Annotated in this window: 18 protein-coding genes; 10 read left to right on the top strand and 8 right to left on the bottom strand. The window is 52.4% G+C overall.

The features are described 5' to 3' along the window. The first annotated feature begins 96 nt into the window (after nucleotides 1-96). From eptA to pmrB, 3 genes are read left to right on the top strand one after another with little or no spacing between them, the layout of a single operon-like run. Nucleotides 97-1,740, top strand: coding sequence for a phosphoethanolamine transferase EptA (gene eptA, locus LG381_RS06300; protein WP_085461273.1), 1,644 nt, complete (start codon nucleotides 97-99; stop codon nucleotides 1,738-1,740). Further along, nucleotides 1,737-2,405: a two-component system response regulator BasR gene (gene basR / locus LG381_RS06295; RefSeq protein WP_032197202.1), complete on the top strand. Its 669-nt coding sequence runs from the start codon at nucleotides 1,737-1,739 to the stop codon at nucleotides 2,403-2,405. The genes eptA and basR overlap by 4 nt, the downstream gene beginning before the upstream one ends. Further along, nucleotides 2,406-3,506, top strand: coding sequence for a two-component system sensor histidine kinase PmrB (gene pmrB / locus LG381_RS06290; RefSeq protein WP_225762152.1), 1,101 nt, complete (start codon nucleotides 2,406-2,408; stop codon nucleotides 3,504-3,506). Here pmrB and pmrR read toward each other — a convergent pair. The 4 genes from pmrR to crfC all read right to left on the bottom strand — a co-directional run bounded on the left by pmrR (nucleotide 3,482) and on the right by crfC (nucleotide 8,555). Then, nucleotides 3,482-3,571 carry an LpxT activity modulator PmrR gene (gene pmrR / locus LG381_RS06285; protein ID WP_000797657.1) on the bottom strand — a complete coding sequence of 30 codons (90 nt, stop codon included), beginning with the start codon at nucleotides 3,569-3,571 and terminating at the stop codon, nucleotides 3,482-3,484. The genes pmrB and pmrR overlap by 25 nt on opposite strands. 114 nt (nucleotides 3,572-3,685) lie before the next feature. Continuing rightward, nucleotides 3,686-5,188: a glycine betaine/L-proline transporter ProP gene (gene proP / locus LG381_RS06280; RefSeq protein WP_010353876.1), complete on the bottom strand. Its 1,503-nt coding sequence runs from the start codon at nucleotides 5,186-5,188 to the stop codon at nucleotides 3,686-3,688. 269 nt (nucleotides 5,189-5,457) lie between these two features. Continuing rightward, nucleotides 5,458-6,330, bottom strand: coding sequence for a YjcZ-like family protein (locus LG381_RS06275; RefSeq protein WP_225762151.1), 873 nt, complete (start codon nucleotides 6,328-6,330; stop codon nucleotides 5,458-5,460). Next, nucleotides 6,327-8,555: a clamp-binding protein CrfC gene (crfC, locus tag LG381_RS06270; RefSeq protein ID WP_225762150.1), complete on the bottom strand. Its 2,229-nt coding sequence runs from the start codon at nucleotides 8,553-8,555 to the stop codon at nucleotides 6,327-6,329. The genes LG381_RS06275 and crfC overlap by 4 nt, the downstream gene beginning before the upstream one ends. Before the next feature lie 399 nt (nucleotides 8,556-8,954). Between crfC and LG381_RS06265 the strand changes: the two genes are divergently transcribed. Together LG381_RS06265 and yjdN are read left to right on the top strand one after the other, a co-directional pair. Continuing rightward, nucleotides 8,955-9,290, top strand: coding sequence for a zinc ribbon domain-containing protein YjdM (locus LG381_RS06265; protein ID WP_001300891.1), 336 nt, complete (start codon nucleotides 8,955-8,957; stop codon nucleotides 9,288-9,290). 239 nt (nucleotides 9,291-9,529) lie between these two features. Further along, the gene (gene yjdN, locus LG381_RS06260; RefSeq protein ID WP_001131294.1) at nucleotides 9,530-9,973 is read left to right on the top strand and encodes a VOC family metalloprotein YjdN; all 444 of its coding nucleotides are present in this window, start codon (nucleotides 9,530-9,532) and stop codon (nucleotides 9,971-9,973) included. A 63-nt stretch (nucleotides 9,974-10,036) separates the two neighbouring features. Here the strand turns inward: yjdN and yjdP are convergent, their stop codons facing one another. The 3 genes from yjdP to LG381_RS06245 all read right to left on the bottom strand — a co-directional run bounded on the left by yjdP (nucleotide 10,037) and on the right by LG381_RS06245 (nucleotide 13,444). Continuing rightward, nucleotides 10,037-10,366 carry a DDRRRQL repeat protein YjdP gene (gene yjdP, locus LG381_RS06255; protein ID WP_000806200.1) on the bottom strand — a complete coding sequence of 110 codons (330 nt, stop codon included), beginning with the start codon at nucleotides 10,364-10,366 and terminating at the stop codon, nucleotides 10,037-10,039. A gap of 68 nt (nucleotides 10,367-10,434) precedes the next feature. Then, nucleotides 10,435-11,067 carry an N-acetyltransferase gene (locus LG381_RS06250; RefSeq protein WP_000636711.1) on the bottom strand — a complete coding sequence of 211 codons (633 nt, stop codon included), beginning with the start codon at nucleotides 11,065-11,067 and terminating at the stop codon, nucleotides 10,435-10,437. Nucleotides 11,068-11,179: 112 nt separating this feature from the next. Then, nucleotides 11,180-13,444 carry a hybrid sensor histidine kinase/response regulator gene (locus LG381_RS06245; protein WP_225762149.1) on the bottom strand — a complete coding sequence of 755 codons (2,265 nt, stop codon included), beginning with the start codon at nucleotides 13,442-13,444 and terminating at the stop codon, nucleotides 11,180-11,182. A gap of 113 nt (nucleotides 13,445-13,557) precedes the next feature. Between LG381_RS06245 and LG381_RS06240 the strand changes: the two genes are divergently transcribed. Genes LG381_RS06240 through LG381_RS06225 form a run of 4 tightly spaced genes read left to right on the top strand, consistent with a single transcriptional unit; the run spans nucleotide 13,558 to nucleotide 18,083 of the window. Then, nucleotides 13,558-15,078 (top strand): sugar ABC transporter ATP-binding protein, encoded by a 1,521-nt coding sequence (locus tag LG381_RS06240; RefSeq protein WP_137325693.1) that lies wholly within the window; start codon nucleotides 13,558-13,560, stop codon nucleotides 15,076-15,078. Further along, complete coding sequence (locus LG381_RS06235) at nucleotides 15,075-16,049, top strand: hypothetical protein (protein ID WP_021551530.1); 975 nt, start codon at nucleotides 15,075-15,077, stop codon at nucleotides 16,047-16,049. Before LG381_RS06240 ends, LG381_RS06235 begins: the two co-directional genes overlap by 4 nt. 30 nt (nucleotides 16,050-16,079) lie before the next feature. Next, entirely contained in the window at nucleotides 16,080-17,021 is a 942-nt protein-coding gene (locus LG381_RS06230; RefSeq protein WP_032226457.1) for an ABC transporter substrate-binding protein, read from the top strand. 60 nt (nucleotides 17,022-17,081) lie between these two features. Further along, nucleotides 17,082-18,083: a carbohydrate kinase family protein gene (locus tag LG381_RS06225; protein ID WP_225762148.1), complete on the top strand. Its 1,002-nt coding sequence runs from the start codon at nucleotides 17,082-17,084 to the stop codon at nucleotides 18,081-18,083. On the opposite strand, the gene LG381_RS06220 is transcribed toward LG381_RS06225, so the two are convergent. After that, nucleotides 18,080-18,787, bottom strand: a complete 708-nt coding sequence (locus tag LG381_RS06220; RefSeq protein ID WP_000805926.1) for a response regulator transcription factor — start codon at nucleotides 18,785-18,787, stop codon at nucleotides 18,080-18,082. The two genes, LG381_RS06225 and LG381_RS06220, sit on opposite strands and share 4 nt — an antisense overlap. A 290-nt stretch (nucleotides 18,788-19,077) precedes the next feature. On the opposite strand from LG381_RS06220, the gene yjcS reads away from it, so the two are divergent. Then, complete coding sequence (gene yjcS, locus LG381_RS06215) at nucleotides 19,078-21,063, top strand: alkyl sulfatase YjcS (RefSeq protein WP_225762147.1); 1,986 nt, start codon at nucleotides 19,078-19,080, stop codon at nucleotides 21,061-21,063. Nucleotides 21,064-21,077 lie beyond the last annotated feature (14 nt).

Genomic DNA, 21,077 nt, shown 5'->3' with positions numbered 1-21,077 from the left:
TAATCCAGCAAACATAAAAGCCAACCTTAAGAACTTAAGGTTGGCTTAACTTTGCTTTGCGAGCATATGCGCACTTTGTTCGATGGAAACACCGTGATGTTGAAGCGCCTTCTAAAAAGACCCTCTTTGAATTTACTCGCCTGGCTATTGCTGGCCTCTTTTTATATTGCTATCTGCCTGAACATTGCCTTTTTTAAACAGGTTTTACAGGCGCTACCGCTGGATTCAATGCATAACGTGCTGGTTTTCTTGTCGATGCCGGTCGTCGCGTTCAGCGTGATTAATATTGTCCTGACGCTAGGCTCTTTCTTATGGCTTAATCGTCCACTGGCCTGCCTGTTTATTCTTGTCGGCGCGTCTGCGCAATATTTCATAATGACTTATGGCATCGTCATCGACCGTTCGATGATTGCCAATATCATGGATACCACACCTGCGGAAAGCTACGCGTTAATGACACCGCAGATGTTATTAACGCTAGGGTTAAGCGGGGTTCTTGCTGCACTGATTGCCTGCTGGGTAAAAATCAAACCCGCAGCCTCACGCCTGCGTAGCGTTCTTTTCCGTGGAGCCAATATTCTGATTTCTGTGCTGCTGATTCTGCTGGTCGCCGCGTTGTTTTATAAAGATTACGCCTCGCTGTTTCGTAACAACAAAGAGCTGGTGAAATCCTTAAGCCCCTCCAACAGCATTGTTGCCAGTTGGTCATGGTATTCCCACCAGCGACTGGCAAATCTGCCGCTGGTTCGCATTGGCGAGGATGCACACCGCAACCCGTTAATGCAAAACGAGAAACGTAAAAATCTGACCATCTTGATCGTCGGCGAAACCTCGCGGGCAGAGAATTTCTCACTCAATGGCTACTCGCGTGAAACTAATCCACGGCTGGCGAAAGATAATGTGGTCTATTTCCCCAATACCGCGTCTTGCGGCACGGCAACGGCTGTCTCTGTGCCATGCATGTTCTCGGATATGCCGCGTGAGCATTACAAAGAAGAGCTGGCACAGCACCAGGAAGGCGTGCTGGATATCATTCAGCGAGCGGGCATTAATGTGTTGTGGAATGACAACGACGGTGGCTGCAAAGGTGTCTGCGACCGCGTACCGCACCAGAATGTCACTGCGCTGAACCTGCCCGGCCAGTGCATCAACGGCGAATGCTATGACGAGGTGCTGTTCCACGGGCTGGAAGAGTACATCAATAACCTGCAAGGTGATGGCGTGATTGTCTTACACACCATCGGTAGCCACGGCCCGACCTATTACAACCGCTATCCGCCGCAGTTCAGGAAATTTACCCCCACCTGCGACACCAACGAGATCCAGACCTGTTCCAAAGAACAACTGGTGAACACTTACGATAATACGTTGCTCTACGTCGACTATATTGTTGATAAAGCAATTAATCTGCTGAAAGAACATCAGGATAAATTTACCACCAGCCTGGTTTATCTTTCTGACCACGGTGAATCGTTAGGTGAAAATGGCATCTATCTACACGGCCTGCCTTATGCCATCGCGCCTGATAGCCAAAAACAAGTACCGATGCTGCTGTGGTTGTCGGAGGATTATCAAAAGCGGTATCAGATTGACCAGAGCTGCCTGCAAAAACAGGCACAAACACAGCACTATTCACAGGACAATTTATTCTCAACCCTGTTGGGATTAACCGGCGTCGAGACGAAGTATTACCAGGCTGCGGATGATATTCTGCAAACTTGCAGGAGAGTGACTGAATGAAAATACTGATTGTTGAAGACGATACGCTGTTATTGCAGGGGCTGATTCTGGCGGCACAAACCGAAGGCTACGCGTGCGATGGCGTCACGACCGCGCGGATGGCGGAACAAAGCCTGGAAGCCGGGCACTACAGCCTGGTGGTGCTGGATTTAGGGTTACCCGACGAAGATGGACTGCATTTTCTCGCCCGTATCCGGCAGAAAAAATACACCCTGCCGGTACTGATCCTCACCGCTCGCGACACCCTGACCGACAAAATCGCCGGGCTGGATGTCGGTGCCGACGACTATCTGGTAAAACCTTTTGCGCTGGAAGAGTTACACGCCCGCATCCGCGCCCTGCTGCGACGCCATAATAATCAGGGCGAAAGCGAGTTGATTGTTGGCAATCTGACGCTGAATATGGGTCGCCGTCAGGTATGGATGGGCGGTGAAGAGTTGATTCTGACGCCCAAAGAATATGCTCTGCTGTCACGGTTAATGCTCAAAGCAGGCAGTCCGGTACATCGGGAAATTCTCTACAACGACATCTATAACTGGGACAATGAACCCTCGACCAACACCCTGGAAGTGCATATCCACAATCTGCGCGACAAAGTGGGCAAAGCCCGTATCCGCACCGTGCGCGGCTTTGGCTATATGCTGGTCGCGAATGAGGAAAAATAATTGAATCTGATGCGTTTTCTGCGCCGACCAATATCGCTGCGGCAACGGCTGATATTGACCATCGGGGCCATTTTGTTGGTGTTTGAGCTGATCAGCGTCTTCTGGCTATGGCATGAAAGTACCGAGCAGATTCAGCTGTTTGAGCAGGCGCTACGCGACAATCGCAACAACGATCGCCACATCATGCGTGAGATCCGCGAAGCGGTCGCCAGCCTGATTGTCCCCGGCGTCTTTATGGTCAGCCTGACGCTATTTATCTGCTATCAGGCGGTGCATCGCATCACCCGCCCGCTGGCGGAGCTGCAAAAAGAGCTGGAAGCGCGCACCGCTGACAACTTAACGCCCATTGCCATTCATAGCGCCACTCTCGAAATCGAAGCGGTGGTTTCGGCGTTGAACGATCTGGTCAGTCGCCTGACCAGCACGCTGGATAACGAAAGGTTGTTTACCGCTGACGTCGCTCACGAACTGCGAACGCCGCTGGCGGGGGTGCGTTTGCATCTGGAACTGCTGGCGAAAACGCATCACATTGATGTAGCGCCGTTAGTCGCACGGCTTGATCAGATGATGGAGAGCGTCTCCCAGTTGTTGCAACTGGCGCGCGCCGGACAGTCATTTTCTTCCGGTAATTATCAGCATGTAAAACTGCTGGAAGATGTGATCCTGCCCTCCTATGACGAACTCAGCACCATGCTCGACCAGCGTCAACAAACTTTGCTGTTACCAGAGAGCGCCGCTGACATCACTGTTCAGGGCGACGCGACCCTGCTGCGGATGTTATTGCGTAACCTGGTAGAAAACGCCCATCGCTATAGTCCAGCAGGCAGCAACATTATGATTCAGCTGCAAGAAGATGGCGGTGCGGTAATGGCGGTTGAAGACGAAGGGCCTGGCATTGATGAGAGTAAATGCGGAGAGTTGAGCAAAGCGTTTGTACGAATGGACAGCCGTTATGGCGGGATTGGTCTGGGATTAAGTATTGTCAGCCGCATCACACAGTTGCATCACGGGCAGTTTTTCCTGCAAAACCGGGAAGAGGCTTCCGGTACGCGCGCCTGGGTACGGCTGAAGAAAGATCAATACGTGGCAAACCAGATATAGAGAAAGCTGCTGACTACCAGCACGCTAAACACAGTCGTTAAACTTTCATAAACACGGTTTTTCATTGCACTCTCCTCCGTTGTCCTGGAGGAGAGTATGCGCGTCAGAGATTAAGTGAACCTTAAGAGTTCGATTGTTGGCCTGATAAGAGAGTGTCGCATCAGGCAATCCGTTTCAGCTTACTCATCAATTCGCGGATGTTGCTGCACCAGGCGGGTACGTTTCGCCTGCAAATCGGCAATTTCCTGGTCAATATCCTCGATTTTCTGCTCAATATTATCGTAATGCTCGACGAGAATTTCCTTCGCTTCCTGCAAATCTGACGCCGCAGGCGTCGCACCTTTCAGTGGACGATTCGCCGTCTCTTTCATCGTCACGCCGGTAATCAAACCAATCACCGCCACTACCATCAGGTAATAGGCAGGCATCATCAGATTATGCGAGCTTTCCACCAGCCAGGCCGCCAGCGTTGGCGTCAGACCGGCAACCAGCACCGAAATATTAAATGCCGCCGCCAGCGCACTGTAACGGATATGTGTCGGGAACATCGCTGGCAAGGTAGAGGCCATAACACCCGTAAAGCAGTTAAGGATCACCGCCAGCATCAGCAACCCGGCGAAAATCAGGCCGATAATATTGCTGTTAATCAGGATAAACGCAGGGATCGCCAGCGCAAACAACGCAACACTGCCGAGGATCACAAACGGACGACGGCCAAAACGGTCACTCAGCAAGCCCATCACCGGCTGAACAAACAGCATACCGATCATAATCGCGATAATAATCAGCACCCCGTGGTCTTCGGAGTAATGCAGGTTATGCGACAAATAACTCGGCATATAAGTCAGCAACATGTAGTAAGTCACGTTGGTGGCGATCACCAGACCAATACATGTCAACAGACTGCGCCAGTGTTTGGTGGCAATCTCTTTAAACGAGACTTTTGGGCCATCCTGCAAACCTTCGCGGTCACCCTGTTCCAGTTTCTCAACATGTTGCTGGAACGCTGGCGTCTCTTCTAAAGCATGACGAAGATAAAGCCCAATAATTCCCAGCGGCAGCGCGATAAAGAACGGAATACGCCAGCCCCAGTCAAGGAAGTTCTCTTCACCGACGATGGTCGAAATCAACACCACCACGCCCGCACCCAGCACAAACCCGGCAATAGAACCGAAGTCCAGCCAGCTGCCCATAAAGCCACGTTTACGGTCAGGTGAGTATTCCGCAACAAATATCGACGCTCCGGTATATTCACCGCCGACCGAGAAACCTTGTGCCATCTTACAGATCAACAGCAAAATCGGCGCCCAAATACCAATAGAGGCGTAGGACGGTATTAAACCGATACAGAACGTACTGATCGACATAATCACAATAGTGATAGCGAGGATCTTCTGGCGACCATATTTATCGCCCAACATACCGAAGAAGAGTCCGCCAAGCGGTCGAATCAGAAAGGGAACGGAGAAGGTGGCAAGTGCAGCAACCATCTGCACACTGGGGTCAGCCCCCGGGAAAAATACTTTACCTAATGCGTAAGCAACAAAACCATAAACACCAAAATCGAACCATTCCATTGCATTACCCAGCGATGCTGCAGTAATGGCTTTTCGCAGTTTACCGTCATCAATAATGGTGACATCACGAAGGGTTATCGGTTTTACTTTTTTCCTTTTCAGCATAGCTTTCCTCGCAGAGTAAGCCCATTTCCGCACGCGTCAGGCAAATAGACGCGGCGCCCGCAAAAGGGGAGCGGGAATTGCAGGGTGCAATCTCTGTAACAAGCGTAGCTGGTTTGCTTACACGATCCGATTAAGGATTGTACAATCAAACCTGTTGACGCCTGAATTGGGCAGTTAATGACCTTTTTACCCTACCAGCGTTTAAATTTGTGATCAACTTCACACATGGATTTCGTTGAGCACTCATTGATGTAACTGATTATTTACAGTCAATTTACAGAGAAGATTTCTTCGACCATTGCTCCCGCCAGACGCTGTGCTGAACAGAGCCGTGGCATCCCCAACGCGACGGTTTGCCAGCGTTGGGTTACTGACCAGCAAACAGGCTGCTTATCGGCATCCGACCACTTGCCCAGCCAACTTAAAAAGTCTGCATGATCCCCGCCTGTCGAGGCTCCAGGAGGGGAAAACCACTGATGATAATAATGGCGAGTGGTCGGTGCCGCATTGATACTTTCAGCCAGATATTGCGTCGCTTTCACGCGCAAATCGTCAAGCAACGACGCCGCTACTTGTGGATTACCCAGACGACAGGCATCACCAAACGCTCCCCAGCGCAGCTCCTCCAGAGCAATAAAACAACGTCCCGGTAGCGACCAGGCGTTATACGCACCAGCACACCAGCGGGTAAAAATTTGCTCACTCTGCTCACCTGCCTGAACCAGTAACCCTCGTTGCATTAACGCTTTTTCCTTCCAGCGACAGCGGGCAGAAAACCACTCATACAACGCGGCGATTTGCTGGGGAAGTTCCGGGAAAGCAGAGTACGAACGGTGATCCATTTTTTGCAATAGTGCCAAATGTTGCGCGATCTGCGTCAGCGCCAGATGACCGGGATCAAGCATCGCCGCCAGTTTTTCCACCAATGTCAGGCGCAGGCTAAGTGGCGCATTTAACATTCCGGCATTCGCCCACGTCTGAAGCTGTGCGCGAGCAAGGATCTCCTGCATCAGTCGTTCACGAAGCTGCTGCTGATGGGTTTGTGGATAGCGGGCATCATCGCCCTGCGCCAGATCCACCAAAAAGCGGGGATAAACTGACTCCAGTACGCGACCAGAGCCGTCCAGTAACGTCTTTGTCAATACTGTTCTGCCATGAAAAGAGTTTGAATATCATCGCGTAACAACTGAGAGTCCGTATAAATCCAGCCATGAATCATCACGGTCTGCTGCAATTGCTGCTGCATCATCCTGACCACGGATTCATTTTGTTGACGCAGAGCCAGACTATCGCGTAAACGCGCCTGTAATTCCGTCAAACATAACGCGAAATCAGCGAAAAAAGTGTTCATGCCTGCCGTGACAGAATCATCGACCTGAACCGCCAAAGCTTTAGCCATTTGTTGGCAATAAAGGTCTACTTCTTCGGTTAACGTTCGTTGTAGCGCACTGTAATCAACGGCCTCTGGCGGTGATTTCTCACCACCCCGTCCCCAGTCAGGCTGATTCAGCCAGCGCGAGAACGTCTCACGCACAATGCCAAAACGGCTGCTCTGCTCATCCATTGCTTCCTGGTGGGATATTGCATCACTGAACAGCTGGCGAGTATTGAAGTGTGGGACTGCGCCGTGAAAAGCAGGAAAATGAAAGCCGGGGCGAAACCCAGACTCATTCAATTCTGTTTTTACCCGCTGCTCGATGGGGTGAATAACATCGCTTAACACCCGGCAAAGGGTTGATTCCAGTTCAGCAAAACGCAGCGTAAAGTCACGGCTGATTTTGGTCTGTGCCGCCTGTAACAGCGTCTCGCAGCGGGTACGAATCTCGCTTAACGGCCACGAATCATGTTGAAACAGCACTGCTAACTGGGTATTCACCTCGTCTTGCTGCTGACGCAGAAAGTCGTTGGCTGATGCCAGAGCCACCTCGATTTCATGTTTAATCTCGCCACTCACCTGCACCTGATTAAGCTGCAATAGCTGCATATTTTCTTCAACCTGGAGGATATTTTGCCGCAATTGCTCGCAAACGACGTTCAGCCCGTGTGCGCGAAAATCAAGGTATTCCCGCGCTTGTTGGGCATAATTCAACAACTTATGCGAGGCAGATCGCAGTGCATATAACGACGCGTTGGCGTAGACGGCATGGAGTAATGCCTGAACCGGTTGGGCGAACAGCGAATCTTCCCACAGTTGATCGGCAGCATGGCGAATATGGTCGATATCTGCCAGATCGGCATTGCACCAGCGCCTGCCAAGCGCGGCATGGGCAAAATCCTCCACCCAGCGTTGTTGCTCCGGTGCTGGCAACTTACCATTGTTAGCTAACTCATGACGTGCCCGATTTGCCAGATAGCCCCACATCGACGATACCGGAAATATCTGCCCTGGCGTAACACAACCTTTCATCAACGTCCCGGAAATCAGCGCCCGCACCTGTTCAGCATCGTCACTGTTACGATCCTGCTGATCGAACTTATTGACGAGCACATACAACGGTACTGATTTCCCCACCGCTAAAACCGCCTCACGCACTTCTTCATCGGAGATTGACTTCAGTTGCGTATAGTCCAGCACCGCCAGCACTGCGGAGGCGCGCGCCAGTTGCTCGTTAAGCATTTTTTGCAGATGCGGTTGTCCGGCTTCATTCGGTCCGGGGGTATCCAGCAGCGTCAACTGCCCGGGATAACTCTCCAGCCCTGCCAGATGGACAAACTCCACTTCAATTACTGGAATATGCTCAATGGCGGCGTAAGCAGAAAAAGGAAAATCGACGTCCAGCGCCTTCGCCAGACGCACCAAATCATTCAAACTTTTCAGGCAATGAAAAATTGGCTGGGCACCAAGATAATATTTTTCAAAAGCAACGCCATTTTCGATCCGCTGCATAAGCGCACGCATATCTTTATCTATTTCCAGCAGTTCGGTCAGATGCTCAATATCGCAATCGCGCAGGCGTTGTTGTAATTTTTGGATTAAACAGTCGATTGGTGCGACATGCGAAAAATGCAGCACCGGTTCTTTTTGCCCCGGCGTATGGCGAATAAGCGTCGGCAGCGCAGTCATAGGGCGATTGCGATTAGGCAGAACTTCAGTGCCAACAATAGCGTTAATGGTGGTTGATTTCCCTGCTTTCATGGTGCCAATAATCGCCAGCACCATTTCCAGACGGGAAATTTTTCGCAGCTCATTATTCAGCATTGCGTGACGCTCGGCGATATTAGGCTGACTCCAGGGTAAAGCCAGTGGTGGTGCATCTTCTCCGGGCACGGAGAGCGGCATTTTTTCCAGTAACTGCAACTGTTGTCTGGAAAGCTGTAACAGACGTTCAGCCTCCTGACTTAACTCATATATTGTCTGTGTGTACATGGAAAATTCTTCCTTAAAGCAAATTTCATTATTTTTATTTAGCCAGATCGTTTTTTCGTTCTGTTGTCGGCTTTTATAATTACTGCAGGAAATAATTTTTATATTTAATATGTTGTTTTTATTCGGGTGAATAAATCTCTTCCGACAAGTTAAAAGTCAGAAAGATAAAATAACAATTTAATTAAAAAAAGAACAAGAAGAGAGTTAACCTTAACTTAAATAATAAACAGAGGCAAAAAGATTATTTTCTTTTTGCGTTGTCTTTCAAATGAAAACGATCGTCGACTAAAATCAGCAGTACCCCCGACAAACGCAGGGATTTTGTGTATAATTGCGGCCTTTTTCGGCAATCTGCCGTTTTTTGGCGCTTTTGCCCTGCTGACTTTTGAGGAAATCCACATGTCATTACCACACTGCCCGAAATGCAACTCCGAATACACCTACGAAGATAACGGCATGTACATCTGCCCGGAATGCGCCTACGAATGGAACGACGCTGAACCTGCGCAGGAAAGCGACGAGCTGATCGTTAAAGATGCTAACGGCAACCTGCTGGCTGACGGCGACAGCGTTACCATCATTAAAGATCTGAAGGTGAAAGGTAGCTCTTCGATGCTGAAAATCGGCACCAAAGTGAAAAACATCCGCCTGGTTGAAGGCGACCATAACATCGATTGCAAAATCGACGGTTTTGGTCCGATGAAACTGAAATCTGAGTTTGTGAAAAAGAATTGATTTCGAATGCCGGGTGCGATACATCCGGCAACGGTGCCAAATGCCTGATGCGACGCTTGCGCGTCTTATCAGGCCTACAAATTCCCGCGCCATCCGTAGGCCGGAATAAGGCGTTTACGCCGCATCCGGCAACGGTGCCAATGCCTGATGCGACGCTTGCTCGTCTTATGAGGCCTACTCTTCATCTGTACAAAATTCAAACTACACTTAACTGACTTCTCTTAACTGAGGTCACCATCATGCCGTTAAGCCCCTATATCTCTTTTGCCGGTAACTGTGCCGACGCCATAGCCTATTACCAACGCACGTTAGATGCGGAACTGCTCTATAAAATCAGCTTTGGGGAAATGCCGAAACCCGCGCAGGAAAGCTCCGAAGGTTGTCCTTCAGGGATGCAATTTCCCGATACTGCCATCGCCCATGCTAACGTGCGCATTGCCGGAAGCGACATCATGATGAGCGATGCCATACCGTCAGGAAAAGCCAACTACTCCGGATTTACGTTGGTGCTCGATTCGCAACAGGTCGAGGAAGGGAAACGTTGGTTTGACAACCTTGCCGCCAACGGAAAAATCGAAATGGACTGGCAGGAAACCTTCTGGGCACATGGCTTCGGCAAAGTTACCGATAAATTTGGAGTGCCGTGGATGATTAATGTCGTTAAGCAGCAGTCAACACAATAGCCGGGCTTTAATAGCTGATGGGGAGAATTAGGGGGAGGGGCGATGCCTGCCCCATACCCAACATCACCGCCCATACTCATCTTCCATTCTCCGCTCTTCATCTTCCAGCTGCCGACGCTCCTGATCAAGCTGGCGCTGGCGGTCGTCCAGCTGCCTGCGGCGATCTTCAAACTGGCGGCGGCGGTCGTCATATTGTCTGCGACGATCGTCGCTCACTTGACGCTGCCAGCCGTCGTCGCGCGAATCTTCATAGTCACGCCCACGGTCAGGGTTATAAGCGTCGTTAATCGCCTGCTGAATATTACCAATCGTGTCGTCGATAATATCGGCCTGAGCCGGAACGGTGGTCAGCGTGAGCAGGGTGAAAAGAAAGAGCGTGGAGTAAGGTTTCATAAGACAGTCTCTGTGATGGACTGGCTTAACGTTAGTTGAGTGTGAATAACCGGAGTAGCGGAGTAATCTCAAATACGGTAAGGCGCAGACTCTTCCATTAGCTGGATAGCTCGCCGTTTATTTTCCGCCACCAGCACAATGCTATGACATTTTTGATCCGGAGAAATACTCCAGATACGTTCTTCCGGAATGCAGCCACCATCGTAGATCACTTTCGTGCCATCGTAAGGCCAAAATGTCTCTTGTTCAGTGTCTAATATAAACACCGAAATCTGATCGGACTCGCGCGCGATCTTCTGCCAGAGCATCTTCCCGCCATCATACTGATCAAAATCGCTGATGAGTGTGATTCCGCATTGCAGGATTAACGCTTCATACAGTCGCGTTGCCAGACCTTTATCGCGTTCACCTGGGGAGACGCAGATACCTTCCACTTGTACCAGATCCGAGTCTTCCCACCAGCGTTCAACGGCAATAATATCGCTGCCGAACTCTTTTTTACGCTGCAGGTCGAGAGCGGCGAGTACCCGATGACGTGGCACGCCTGCAAAAACTTCAATGTCCGCTTCAATGATGGCCGCTCTTGGCGTCTGGCTGTCATAAATCACCTGTAACAGACGCCCGGAAAGCTCGATCTCTTCCACCACGCGAAAAGAACGAGCAACCGTCATTGGGCTATAGGTGGTTGGCATCACGATCATATGTGAATCGCCTCTTGTCAGTACTGGCATAATTCCTTTTATATCCCATTCAGAGCAGAATTGCTCACAATAGCAGCACGTTTGCTCCAGGCCTCTTGATAAATTCTGAAAATCATCCCTCAATTTGCCCCAATGCCTGCGCCAATTGCACGCGGGTAAAAGGTTTGCGCAGCAGCGCCACTTCTGGCAACGCGGGGTTATAGCTGGGGCGTAAATCCTGACCGCTGATGAGCAGCAGCGTCAGGTGTGGGTAGCGTTTGCGTGCTGCATTGACCACTTCTGCGCCGCTCATACCGCCTGGGAGCATTAAGTCGCTGATAAAAATATCGATTTCCACTGATGCCGCCAGCAGATCCAGCGCCTGTTCGCCGCTGCTGGCTTCCAGCGTCAAATAGCCCAGCAGGTGCAACTGTTCGCAGATTGTCTGGCGTACTGCAGCTTCATCTTCCAGCACCAACACCAGCTTATCGCCGCTGACAGCTGTCTGTTCTACCACCGCTGACGATACATTTTTCGCCGCCAACAACGCACGGGGAAGCTGTAGTCTGACTGTCGTTCCCTGCCCCTGTGCACTTTCGATTTCCACCCTCCCGCCGGACTGACGCACGAAACCATAGACCATCGACAAGCCTAGTCCGCTGCCACTGCCCGTCTGTTTGGTGGTAAAGAACGGCTCGAATACCTGGCTTTTCACCTCCTGCGACATTCCACAGCCATGATCGATAACCTCCAGAGCCACCATGTCCTGACGCTGCCCACTGCTACGGGTGACACGCTGGTTCCAGGTGCGGATTTTGAGGGTTCCCGTCAGCCCTTCCATCGCATCACGAGCGTTCATCACCAGGTTGATGATGGCGTTTTCCAGTTGGCTGACGTCAATCCACGCAGGCCACGCCGGAGACTGTGCTTCAATCTCCAGCGTCAGCGTTGTCGGTAAGGAGTGGCGCATCAATTCGCTTAACTCTTCCAGTAATGTTTTCAGTTCAATGGCTTGTGGATGTAAGGACTGCTTGCGGGAAAACGCCAGCAGCCGTTGGGTTAGTAGCGCGCCACGTTCGGCGGCTTGCTGCGCCCGTTGTATTCGCGGCGCGTCGGGCGAGTCCGTGTTCACCAGCTCCAGGCTGCCAATAATCACCGCCAACAGATTATTAAAATCATGCGCCAGTCCCCCCGTCAGTTGCCCGACCGCTTTTAGTTTCTGGCTGTGCAACAGCGCCTCTTCCAGCCCCTGCCGCTCGGTTTGAGCAATCTCCATCTGCGTGGTTTTCTCTTTCAGCAGCCGTGACGTCCGCTCAAGCGATGCGGTATTACGGGCGAAGACGTTAAAGGCGCGTGCCAGTTCACCTAACTCATCGCGCCGCTGTAACGCCGGAAAGCTGACGTCTGCTTCACCGTGCGCCAGACGGCTCATGGCGCGGGAAATCGCCGTCAGGTTTGAGCCGAGATTGCGATAGATGTACCAACCTGCAAATGCGGTGATCACCACCGCTAACAGGGCAAAAATCATGATCACCCTCTCGCCGGAGCGCAGATCCTGGTAACTTTGTGCTACCCGCTGACCGGAAAGCATCGCCACCTGTTCGGCATAATGGTTTATATCGCTGTTAAGGATCGCCACCAGAGCTTTGATGTGAAACATATACCAGCTAATCGCCAGATCGCTTTGCTCCAGTGACGCCGAAAGCGGCGCGAGTTTGCGCAGTTCACGATTAAAATCAGTAAGTAGCGTATTTACTAACGGCGTATCACTATGAGTCGGCAGAGCTGACATCACTTCAACCAGTTGATGAATAATCGCCTGCGGTGCTGGAGTGGCAATGGCGGCAACGATCAGCCGGTTCATCTCGTTAAGCAAAAGATCATCTTCCGCGTAAGTGACTTTTTGCAGATGCCGCAGATAACTTAAGTTTTGATATAGCGAACTTAACAGCGCGTTACGTTCCAGGTGCCGCCTTTGCCCCCGCTCCAGCATTCCGCCGACGCTGGTTTGCAGTTCATTACTGCGCTGGATGATTCGCGCCACCAGCCCGGCGTCCTGCTGTGCTAAAGGCGCGTTCGCCAGTTGTGCAAGCGAGCTTTTTAATGCCCGCTGTGTCTCCTGCAATCGCTCGGCTTCACCTTTATATTCCAGCGCCCCCACCACCTGTGATAATCGCACCGCCGCTGTCGCCACGTTTGCGGTGTCGCGCGCCAGATTCAGGCTGCCGGTCATATCATCCACCGTTTGCTGCTGCACCTGCTCCTGCATCTGGCTGGCATGACGAAAGCCCATTACCGCCACGCCGCTGACCATCAGCGTCACCGCCACCACAAGCAAATTTAAAAGCAGCAACCGCCCGCGCGCGCTGGCAAAAAAGTGACGTCCGGGGTGCGCCATATCACGCTCCGTAAAGAAAAATCGCAATATGACAAATATGAACGGCTTCTGACATTTTGCATTTACTTTCCTGTGATGGAGTGCTGATATCGACAACCTCGCAGGAGTCCGCCATGAACAGCACGCCAGTTCTGGAGATGCGCAATATTGCCAAAGCCTTCGGCAAATTTTACGCGCTCAAAGGGGTGGATTTGACGGTTTACCCTGGCGAGATCCATGCCCTGATGGGGGAAAACGGCGCCGGAAAAAGCACGCTGATGAAGGTGCTGGCGGGGGCGTATACCGCCACCAGCGGCGAGATCCTGATAGACGGCAAGCCCTTTCACATTCGCACACCGAAAGATGCCTTAAGCGCCGGTATTACGCTGATTTATCAGGAGATGCAGCTGGCACCGAATCTGACGGTGGCAGAAAATATTTTCCTCGGCAGCGAGCTTTCCCACGGCGGGCTGGTGCAGCGTAAAGAGATGCTGGTGCAGGCGCAAAAAGTGATCGACCGCCTCGGCGCGCAGTTTAACGCCAGCGATAAAGTCATGACGCTGACCATCGCCGAGCAACAGCAGGTCGAAATCGCCCGCGCGTTGCATCGCAACAGCCGCATTCTGGTGATGGACGAACCTACCGCCGCCCTCTCCTCCCGCGAAACTCACCGCCTGTTTGAACTGATTATGCGACTGCGCGATGAAGGGATGGCGATTATCTACATCAGCCACCGCATGGCAGAAGTGTATGAGCTTTCCGATCGCGTCAGCGTGCTGCGTGACGGGCAATACGTTGGCAGCCTGACCCGCGACAATCTCAACGCCGGGGAACTGGTGCGGATGATGGTCGGCAGGCCGCTGAGCGATCTGTTCAATAAAGAGCGCGATATCCCGCTCGGCAAAGCCCGCCTGAACGTTCACCACCTGACCGACGGCGGCAAAGTCCAGCCGAGTAGCCTGCTGGTGCGTTCCGGCGAAATTGTCGGCCTCGCCGGGCTGGTGGGCGCCGGACGTTCCGAACTGGCGCAGTTAATTTTCGGCGTGCGGAAAGCGACAGGCGGAATGATTGAAGTCGATGGCGAACCGGTGGTGATCCACTCCCCGCGCGAAGCCATCGATCTTGGCATTGGTTTTCTCACCGAAAACCGCAAAGAACAGGGATTGTTCCTTGAAATGGCGGCAGCCGAAAACATCACCATGGCAACCCTGGAGCGCGATGCCAGCTGGGGGATGCTCAATCGCAAAAAAGCACAAACCATTTCCGATGACGCCATTAAGTTGCTCAACATCCGCGTGCCTCATGCCCAGGTGCGAGCAGGTGGGCTTTCGGGCGGTAATCAGCAAAAACTGTTGATCTCCCGCTGGGTGGCGATTGGCCCACGCATTTTACTGCTCGATGAACCCACGCGCGGCGTGGATGTCGGCGCAAAAAGCGAGATCTACCGGATCATGAACGAGATGGCGCGCAAGGGCGTGGCGATCCTGATGATCTCCAGCGAACTGCCGGAGATAGTCGGGATGAGCGATCGCGTTTATGTAATGCGCGAAGGCAGCATTGCCGGTGAGTTAAACGGCAACAACATCACCCAGGAAAACATTATGACCTTAGCGACCGGCGTCAACGACGCCCATTCCCAGGCGGTGCGCTCATGACGACATCTGCAAAGACCTCTGCCAAAAAAATGTTAATGAGCGATCTGATGCAAACGGTCGGCATTTTGCCGATTCTGATCCTGATCGTGGCGGTTTTTGGCTTTATCGCGCCGAACTTTTTTACCGAAAGTAACCTGCTGAATATTACCCGCCAGGCGTCGATCAACATTGTGCTGGCGGCAGGAATGACCTTCATCATTTTGACCGGCGGGATCGATCTTTCTGTAGGTTCAATTCTCGGCACCACGGCGGTGGCGGCAATGGTCGTCTCCCTTAGCCCGGAGTTCGCCATGCTGTCGATTCCAGCGGCGCTGATGCTCGGCCTGCTGCTGGGGTTGTTCAACGGCGCACTGGTGGCCTTTGCCGGATTGCCGCCATTTATCGTCACGCTCGGCACCTATACGGCGCTACGCGGGGCGGCGTATCTGCTGGCAGACGGCACCACGGTCATCAACTCCAACATTAATTTCGAGTGGATAGGCAACAACTATCTTGGGCCAATCCCCTGGCTGGTGGTCATTGCGCTAGCGGTGATCGTGGTGTGCTGGTTTATTCTGCGCCGTACCACGCTTGGCGTTCATATCTACGCCGTCGGCGGCAATATGCAGGCGGCGCGTCTTACCGGCATTAAAGTCTGGCTGGTGCTGCTGTTTGTTTATGGCATGAGCGGCCTGCTTTCAGGGCTGGGCGGGATTATGAGCGCCTCGCGGCTATACAGCGCCAACGGCAACTTAGGCATGGGTTACGAACTGGACGCCATTGCGGCGGTGATCCTCGGCGGCACCAGTTTTGTTGGCGGGATCGGCACCATCACTGGCACGCTGGTCGGCGCGCTGATTATCGCCACGCTCAACAACGGCATGACCTTAATGGGCGTCTCTTACTTCTGGCAGTTGGTGATCAAAGGGGCGGTGATCATCATTGCGGTGCTGATCGACAAATACCGTACCCGACATCATCAAAGCGCATAACAACAATACCCTACACATAAGGAATACAGTATGAGATTGAAGCCCTTAGTGACCGCGCTCTGTGCAGGCGCGCTGCTGGCTGCGGCACCGTTCGCCCAGGCGAAAGAACTGAAATCGATAGGCGTAACGGTAGGCGACCTGGCGAACCCGTTCTTCGTACAGATAACCAAAGGCGCGGAGCTGGAAGCGCGTAAACTGGCAGGCGATAACGTCAAAGTGACGCTGGTTTCCAGCGGCTACGATCTGGGCCAGCAGGTGTCGCAAATTGACAACTTTATCGCCGCTAACGTCGATATGATCATCCTTAACGCTGCCGATTCAAAAGGGATCGGCCCGGCGGTGAAACGGGCGAAAGACGCCGGGATCGTGGTGGTGGCGGTTGACGTAGCGGCAGAAGGTGCCGACGCCACCATTACTTCCGATAACACCCAGGCGGGCGAAATGGCCTGTAAATACATCACCGATCGCCTGAAAGGCAAAGGCAACGTGGTGATCATCAACGGGCCGCCGGTGTCCGCCGTGCAGAACCGCGTCGAAGGCTGCCAGACCGAATTTAAACGCCATCCTGACATCAAGGTGCTCTCTGACAACCAAAACGCCAAGGGCAGTCGTGAAGGCGGGCTGGAGGTGATGACCGGGCTGCTGGCGGCGAATCCGAAGATCGACGGCGTGTTTGCGATTAACGATCCCACCGCGATCGGTGCCGATCTGGCAGCAAAACAGGCACAACGTAACGAGTTCTTTATTGTTGGCGTGGATGGTAGCCCGGACGCCGAAGAGGCGCTGAAACGTGAGAACTCGTTGTTTGTCGCCACCCCAGCGCAAGATCCCCAGGTGATGGCAGCTAAAGCGGTGGAAATTGGCTACGACATTTTGCAGGGCAAACCCGCGCCGAAAGAGCCGGTGCTGATCCCGGTGACGATGATCGACAAAGACAACGTCGGCAATTACAAAGGCTGGACGGTGAAATAAGTCCGAAGCCGGGCGGCGACGCTGCCCGGCGGTAGCGCATTAGCTAATCCAGGAGCTGGCATGATGGAACGTAAAGGTATTATCGCAGCAGGAAATATGCTGGTTGACCACGTCCACCAGATTATCCAGTGGCCGGAGCGCGGCTGGCTGGCTGAGATCACCCACAGCGAACGCTCCACCGGCGGCGCGCCGCTTAACGTCCTCCTGACGCTGGCGAAAATGCGCGCCGGGCTGCCTTTGCAGGCGGTCGGGCTAATCGGTCAGGACAGCGATGGCGATTACATTATGGCAATGCTGGAGCAATATCACGTCAACCGCCAGCATGTGCAGCGCACCACCTTTGCACCAACATCGATGTCGCAGGTGATGACCGATCCCAGCGGACAGCGCACATTTTTCCATTCACCGGGCGCTAACCGGCTGCTGGATCTTCCGGCGTTCGACCAGCTTGATAGCAGCATGAAAATCTTCCATCTCGGTTATCTGCTGTTGCTCGAAAGCCTGGATATGCCAGACGATGTTTATGGCACTCGCAGCACCCGCCTGCTGGCGCAGATGCATGACGCTGGCTATGAAACCTGTCTCGATCTGGTTTCCCGCAAGGGCGATCCGCGCTATCAGCCGCTGGTATTGCCCGCGTTGCGTCATCTGGATTATCTGGTAATTAACGAACTGGAGGCTGGGGAATTTAGCGGGCTGGAGATTCGTTTGCCTAACGGCGAGCCACATATCGCGCATATTGCCGCCGCCGCGCGCGAACTGTTAGATGCGGGCGTGCGCCAGCGCGTGGTGATTCACTGCGCGGAAGGCGCATGGGGAGAGACGCCGGAACAGGGCGGCATGTGGATACCCTCACGGAAATTAGAACCGCGCGAGATTATCGGTAGCGTCGGCGCGGGTGATGCGTTTTGTGCCGGATTTTTGTATGGCTGCCACGAACGCTGGACGCTTACCGAGAGCATCAAACTGGCACATGCCTGCGCACGCGCGAGCCTGTTATGCGCCAACGCCATCGACGGGGCAAAAACACTGGAAGAGCTGCAAACAGAAATGTCGGATTAATGCACGTCGGCAGCGAAGACATAACCCAGACCGCGCAGAGTTTTAATCAACATTGGCTGATGCGGGTTCAGTTCGATTTTGCGTCGTAGTCGCATGATTAATACGTCGATGGTGCGATCAAACACCTCTATGCTGTCACTATGGGTAAACTCCAGCAACTGCTCGCGGCTCAATACCCGACGGGCGTTTTGTGCCAGAGCCAGCAACAAGCAATATTCGCCCTGAGTCAGCTCAACAAGTTGCTGTCGCGGATTATGTAGCTGGCAGCGTGTGGTATCGAGATACCAGCCATTAAATGACAGCCCGGCATTTTTCTCCTCATTGACCGCCAGCACGCCAACGCGCCGTAACACCGCTTTTAGTCGCGCGACCACTACCCGTGGGGTAAATGGCTTGCAGATGTAATCATCCGCGCCCATTTCCAGCCCGACCACCACATCAGACTCACTGCCCAGACCGGTCAGCATCACCACCGGCAATGCAGGACGCATTTTCTGTAGTTGTTGTAATACCATCAGGCCGTTGGTATCAGGCAACATCATATCCAGCACCACCAGCGCAATATCAGGATCGCCTTCAATACACGATATTGCCGCCTGTCCGGTATGGCAGACTGAAACCGTAAAGACATGTTCGCTTAACACATCCTGCAACAGTGCACAGATAGCCGCGTCATCATCCACCACCAGCACCACGGGTTTCATGGTTACACTCCGCATTATTCACCTGATTAATCATTGTGCGTACTTCCTGGCGAAGTGAAAGAGGAAAGCAATATATATAATGAAAATATAATTCATGTCACATTATTGATATTATTAATAGATATGCCGTACTTTTTCACCTTCAGCACAAATCCCTAATAAAATGGCTCGTTCCGCTCACACTTCCACTTATTAAAGTCGCAATTTCCCAATTATGATATCGCCAGCTTTAAATGACGTATTTTGCATGGATTACATATTTACGACACAAATGATAAATGGAGATTTATATGAATAACTCTCGGTTATTCCGTTTGAGCAGGATTGTTATTGCGTTAACCGCCGCCAGCAGCATGATGGTAAATACCGCTTACGCGAAAGAGGAAGCGAAAGCCACCTCCCAATATACGCAACAGGTAAATCAGAATTACGCCAAATCATTACCGTTTAGCGATCGTCAGGATTTTGACGACGCCCAGCGCGGATTTATCGCCCCGCTGCTCGATGAAGGTATTCTGCGTGATGCGAACGGCAAAGTTTACTACCGCGCGGACGATTACAAATTTGATATTAATGCCGCTGCGCCGGAAACGGTAAACCCCAGCCTGTGGCGTCAGTCACAGATCAACGGTATTTCTGGCCTGTTCAAAGTCACCGATAAAATGTATCAGGTGCGTGGTCAGGACATCTCCAACATTACGTTCGTGGAAGGCGAGAAAGGCATTATTGTTATCGACCCGCTGGTAACGCCGCCTGCCGCAAAAGCCGCCCTTGACCTTTACTTCCAGCATCGTCCGCAAAAACCGATTGTTGCGGTTATCTACACCCACAGCCACACCGACCACTATGGCGGCGTAAAAGGCATTATCTCCGAAGCTGATGTTAAATCGGGCAAAGTGCAGGTGATTGCCCCTGCTGGATTTATGGACGAAGCCATCAGTGAAAACGTACTGGCGGGTAACATTATGAGCCGCCGTGCGCTCTACTCTTACGGCCTGTTACTGCCGCACAACGCGCAGGGTAACGTGGGTAACGGTCTCGGCGTGACGCTGGCAACCGGTGACCCAAGCATTATTGCGCCAACCAAAACGATCGTCAGAACTGACGAGAAGATGATTATCGACGGTCTGGAGTTTGACTTCCTGATGACCCCAGGCAGCGAAGCGCCAGCGGAAATGCACTTCTATATTCCGGCACTGAAAGCCCTGTGTACCGCCGAGAACGCCACTCATACCCTGCACAACTTCTACACTCTGCGCGGCGCGAAAACCCGCGATACCAGCAAATGGACCGAGTACCTGAACGAAACGCTGGATATGTGGGGTAACGAAGCGGAAGTCCTGTTTATGCCGCACACCTGGCCGGTATGGGGCAATAAGCATATCAATGATTATATTGGTAAATATCGCGATACTATCAAGTACATTCACGACCAGACCCTGCACCTGGCAAACCAGGGCTACACCATGAATGAAATCGGCGACATGATTAAGCTGCCGCCTGCGCTTGCCAATAACTGGGCCAGCCGTGGCTATTACGGTTCTGTCAGCCACAACGCCCGTGCGGTATATAACTTCTATCTCGGCTATTACGACGGTAACCCGGCAAACCTGCATCCGTATGGTCAGGTGGAGATGGGTAAACGTTATGTACAGGCGTTGGGCGGTTCCGCACGCGTCATCAGCCTGGCGCAAGAAGCAAACCAGCAGGGAGATTACCGCTGGTCGGCAGAGTTACTGAAACAGGTGATTGCCGCCAATCCGGGCGACCAGGTGGCGAAGAATCTGCAAGCCAATAACTTTGAACAGCTTGGTTATCAGGCGGAGTCAGCCACCTGGCGCGGTTTCTACCTGACTGGCGCGAAAGAGCTGCGCGAAGGAGTACATAAGTTCAGCCACGGCACCACCGGTTCCCCGGATACCATTCGCGGGATGTCGGTCGAAATGCTGTTCGACTTTATGGCTGTTCGCCTCGATAGCGAAAAAGCCGCCGGGAAGAACATCAGCCTGAACTTCAATATGAGTAACGGCGATAACCTCAACCTGACCCTGAACGATAGCGTGCTTAACTACCGTAAAACGCTGCAACCGCAAGCCAATGCGTCCTTCTACATTAGCCGTGAAGATCTGCACGCCGTGCTGACCGGACAGGCGAAAATGGCGGATCTGGTAAAAGCGAAGAAAGCCAAAATTATTGGCAATGGTGCGAAACTGGAAGAAATTATTGCTTGTCTGGATAATTTCGATTTGTGGGTGAATATTGTAACCCCGAATTAATTCCACTCATTTTC

It is taken from the genome of Escherichia sp. Marseille-Q3837, from assembly GCF_916618735.1.
Taxonomy (GTDB): Bacteria; Pseudomonadota; Gammaproteobacteria; order Enterobacterales; family Enterobacteriaceae; genus Escherichia; species Escherichia ruysiae.
Note: the sequence above shows the minus strand (reverse complement) of the source record. Positions and strands in the feature narration are given on the sequence as shown.

What these genes read in the sequence shown, in the direction of transcription:
- LG381_RS06235 (WP_021551530.1), top strand. Translation starts at nt 15,075, where the DNA reads ATGACGACATCTGCAAAGACCTCTGCCAAAAAAATGTTAATGAGCGAT.
- yjcS (WP_225762147.1), top strand. Translation starts at nt 19,078, where the DNA reads ATGAATAACTCTCGGTTATTCCGTTTGAGCAGGATTGTTATTGCGTTA.
- proP (WP_010353876.1), bottom strand. Translation starts at nt 5,188, where the DNA reads ATGCTGAAAAGGAAAAAAGTAAAACCGATAACCCTTCGTGATGTCACC.
- LG381_RS06220 (WP_000805926.1), bottom strand. Translation starts at nt 18,787, where the DNA reads ATGAAACCCGTGGTGCTGGTGGTGGATGATGACGCGGCTATCTGTGCA.
- LG381_RS06230 (WP_032226457.1), top strand. Translation starts at nt 16,080, where the DNA reads ATGAGATTGAAGCCCTTAGTGACCGCGCTCTGTGCAGGCGCGCTGCTG.
- yjdP (WP_000806200.1), bottom strand. Translation starts at nt 10,366, where the DNA reads ATGAAACCTTACTCCACGCTCTTTCTTTTCACCCTGCTCACGCTGACC.
- LG381_RS06225 (WP_225762148.1), top strand. Translation starts at nt 17,082, where the DNA reads ATGATGGAACGTAAAGGTATTATCGCAGCAGGAAATATGCTGGTTGAC.
- crfC (WP_225762150.1), bottom strand. Translation starts at nt 8,555, where the DNA reads ATGTACACACAGACAATATATGAGTTAAGTCAGGAGGCTGAACGTCTG.
- yjdN (WP_001131294.1), top strand. Translation starts at nt 9,530, where the DNA reads ATGCCGTTAAGCCCCTATATCTCTTTTGCCGGTAACTGTGCCGACGCC.
- LG381_RS06265 (WP_001300891.1), top strand. Translation starts at nt 8,955, where the DNA reads ATGTCATTACCACACTGCCCGAAATGCAACTCCGAATACACCTACGAA.
- LG381_RS06245 (WP_225762149.1), bottom strand. Translation starts at nt 13,444, where the DNA reads ATGGCGCACCCCGGACGTCACTTTTTTGCCAGCGCGCGCGGGCGGTTG.
- basR (WP_032197202.1), top strand. Translation starts at nt 1,737, where the DNA reads ATGAAAATACTGATTGTTGAAGACGATACGCTGTTATTGCAGGGGCTG.
- pmrR (WP_000797657.1), bottom strand. Translation starts at nt 3,571, where the DNA reads ATGAAAAACCGTGTTTATGAAAGTTTAACGACTGTGTTTAGCGTGCTG.
- eptA (WP_085461273.1), top strand. Translation starts at nt 97, where the DNA reads ATGTTGAAGCGCCTTCTAAAAAGACCCTCTTTGAATTTACTCGCCTGG.
- LG381_RS06250 (WP_000636711.1), bottom strand. Translation starts at nt 11,067, where the DNA reads ATGATCGTGATGCCAACCACCTATAGCCCAATGACGGTTGCTCGTTCT.
- LG381_RS06240 (WP_137325693.1), top strand. Translation starts at nt 13,558, where the DNA reads ATGAACAGCACGCCAGTTCTGGAGATGCGCAATATTGCCAAAGCCTTC.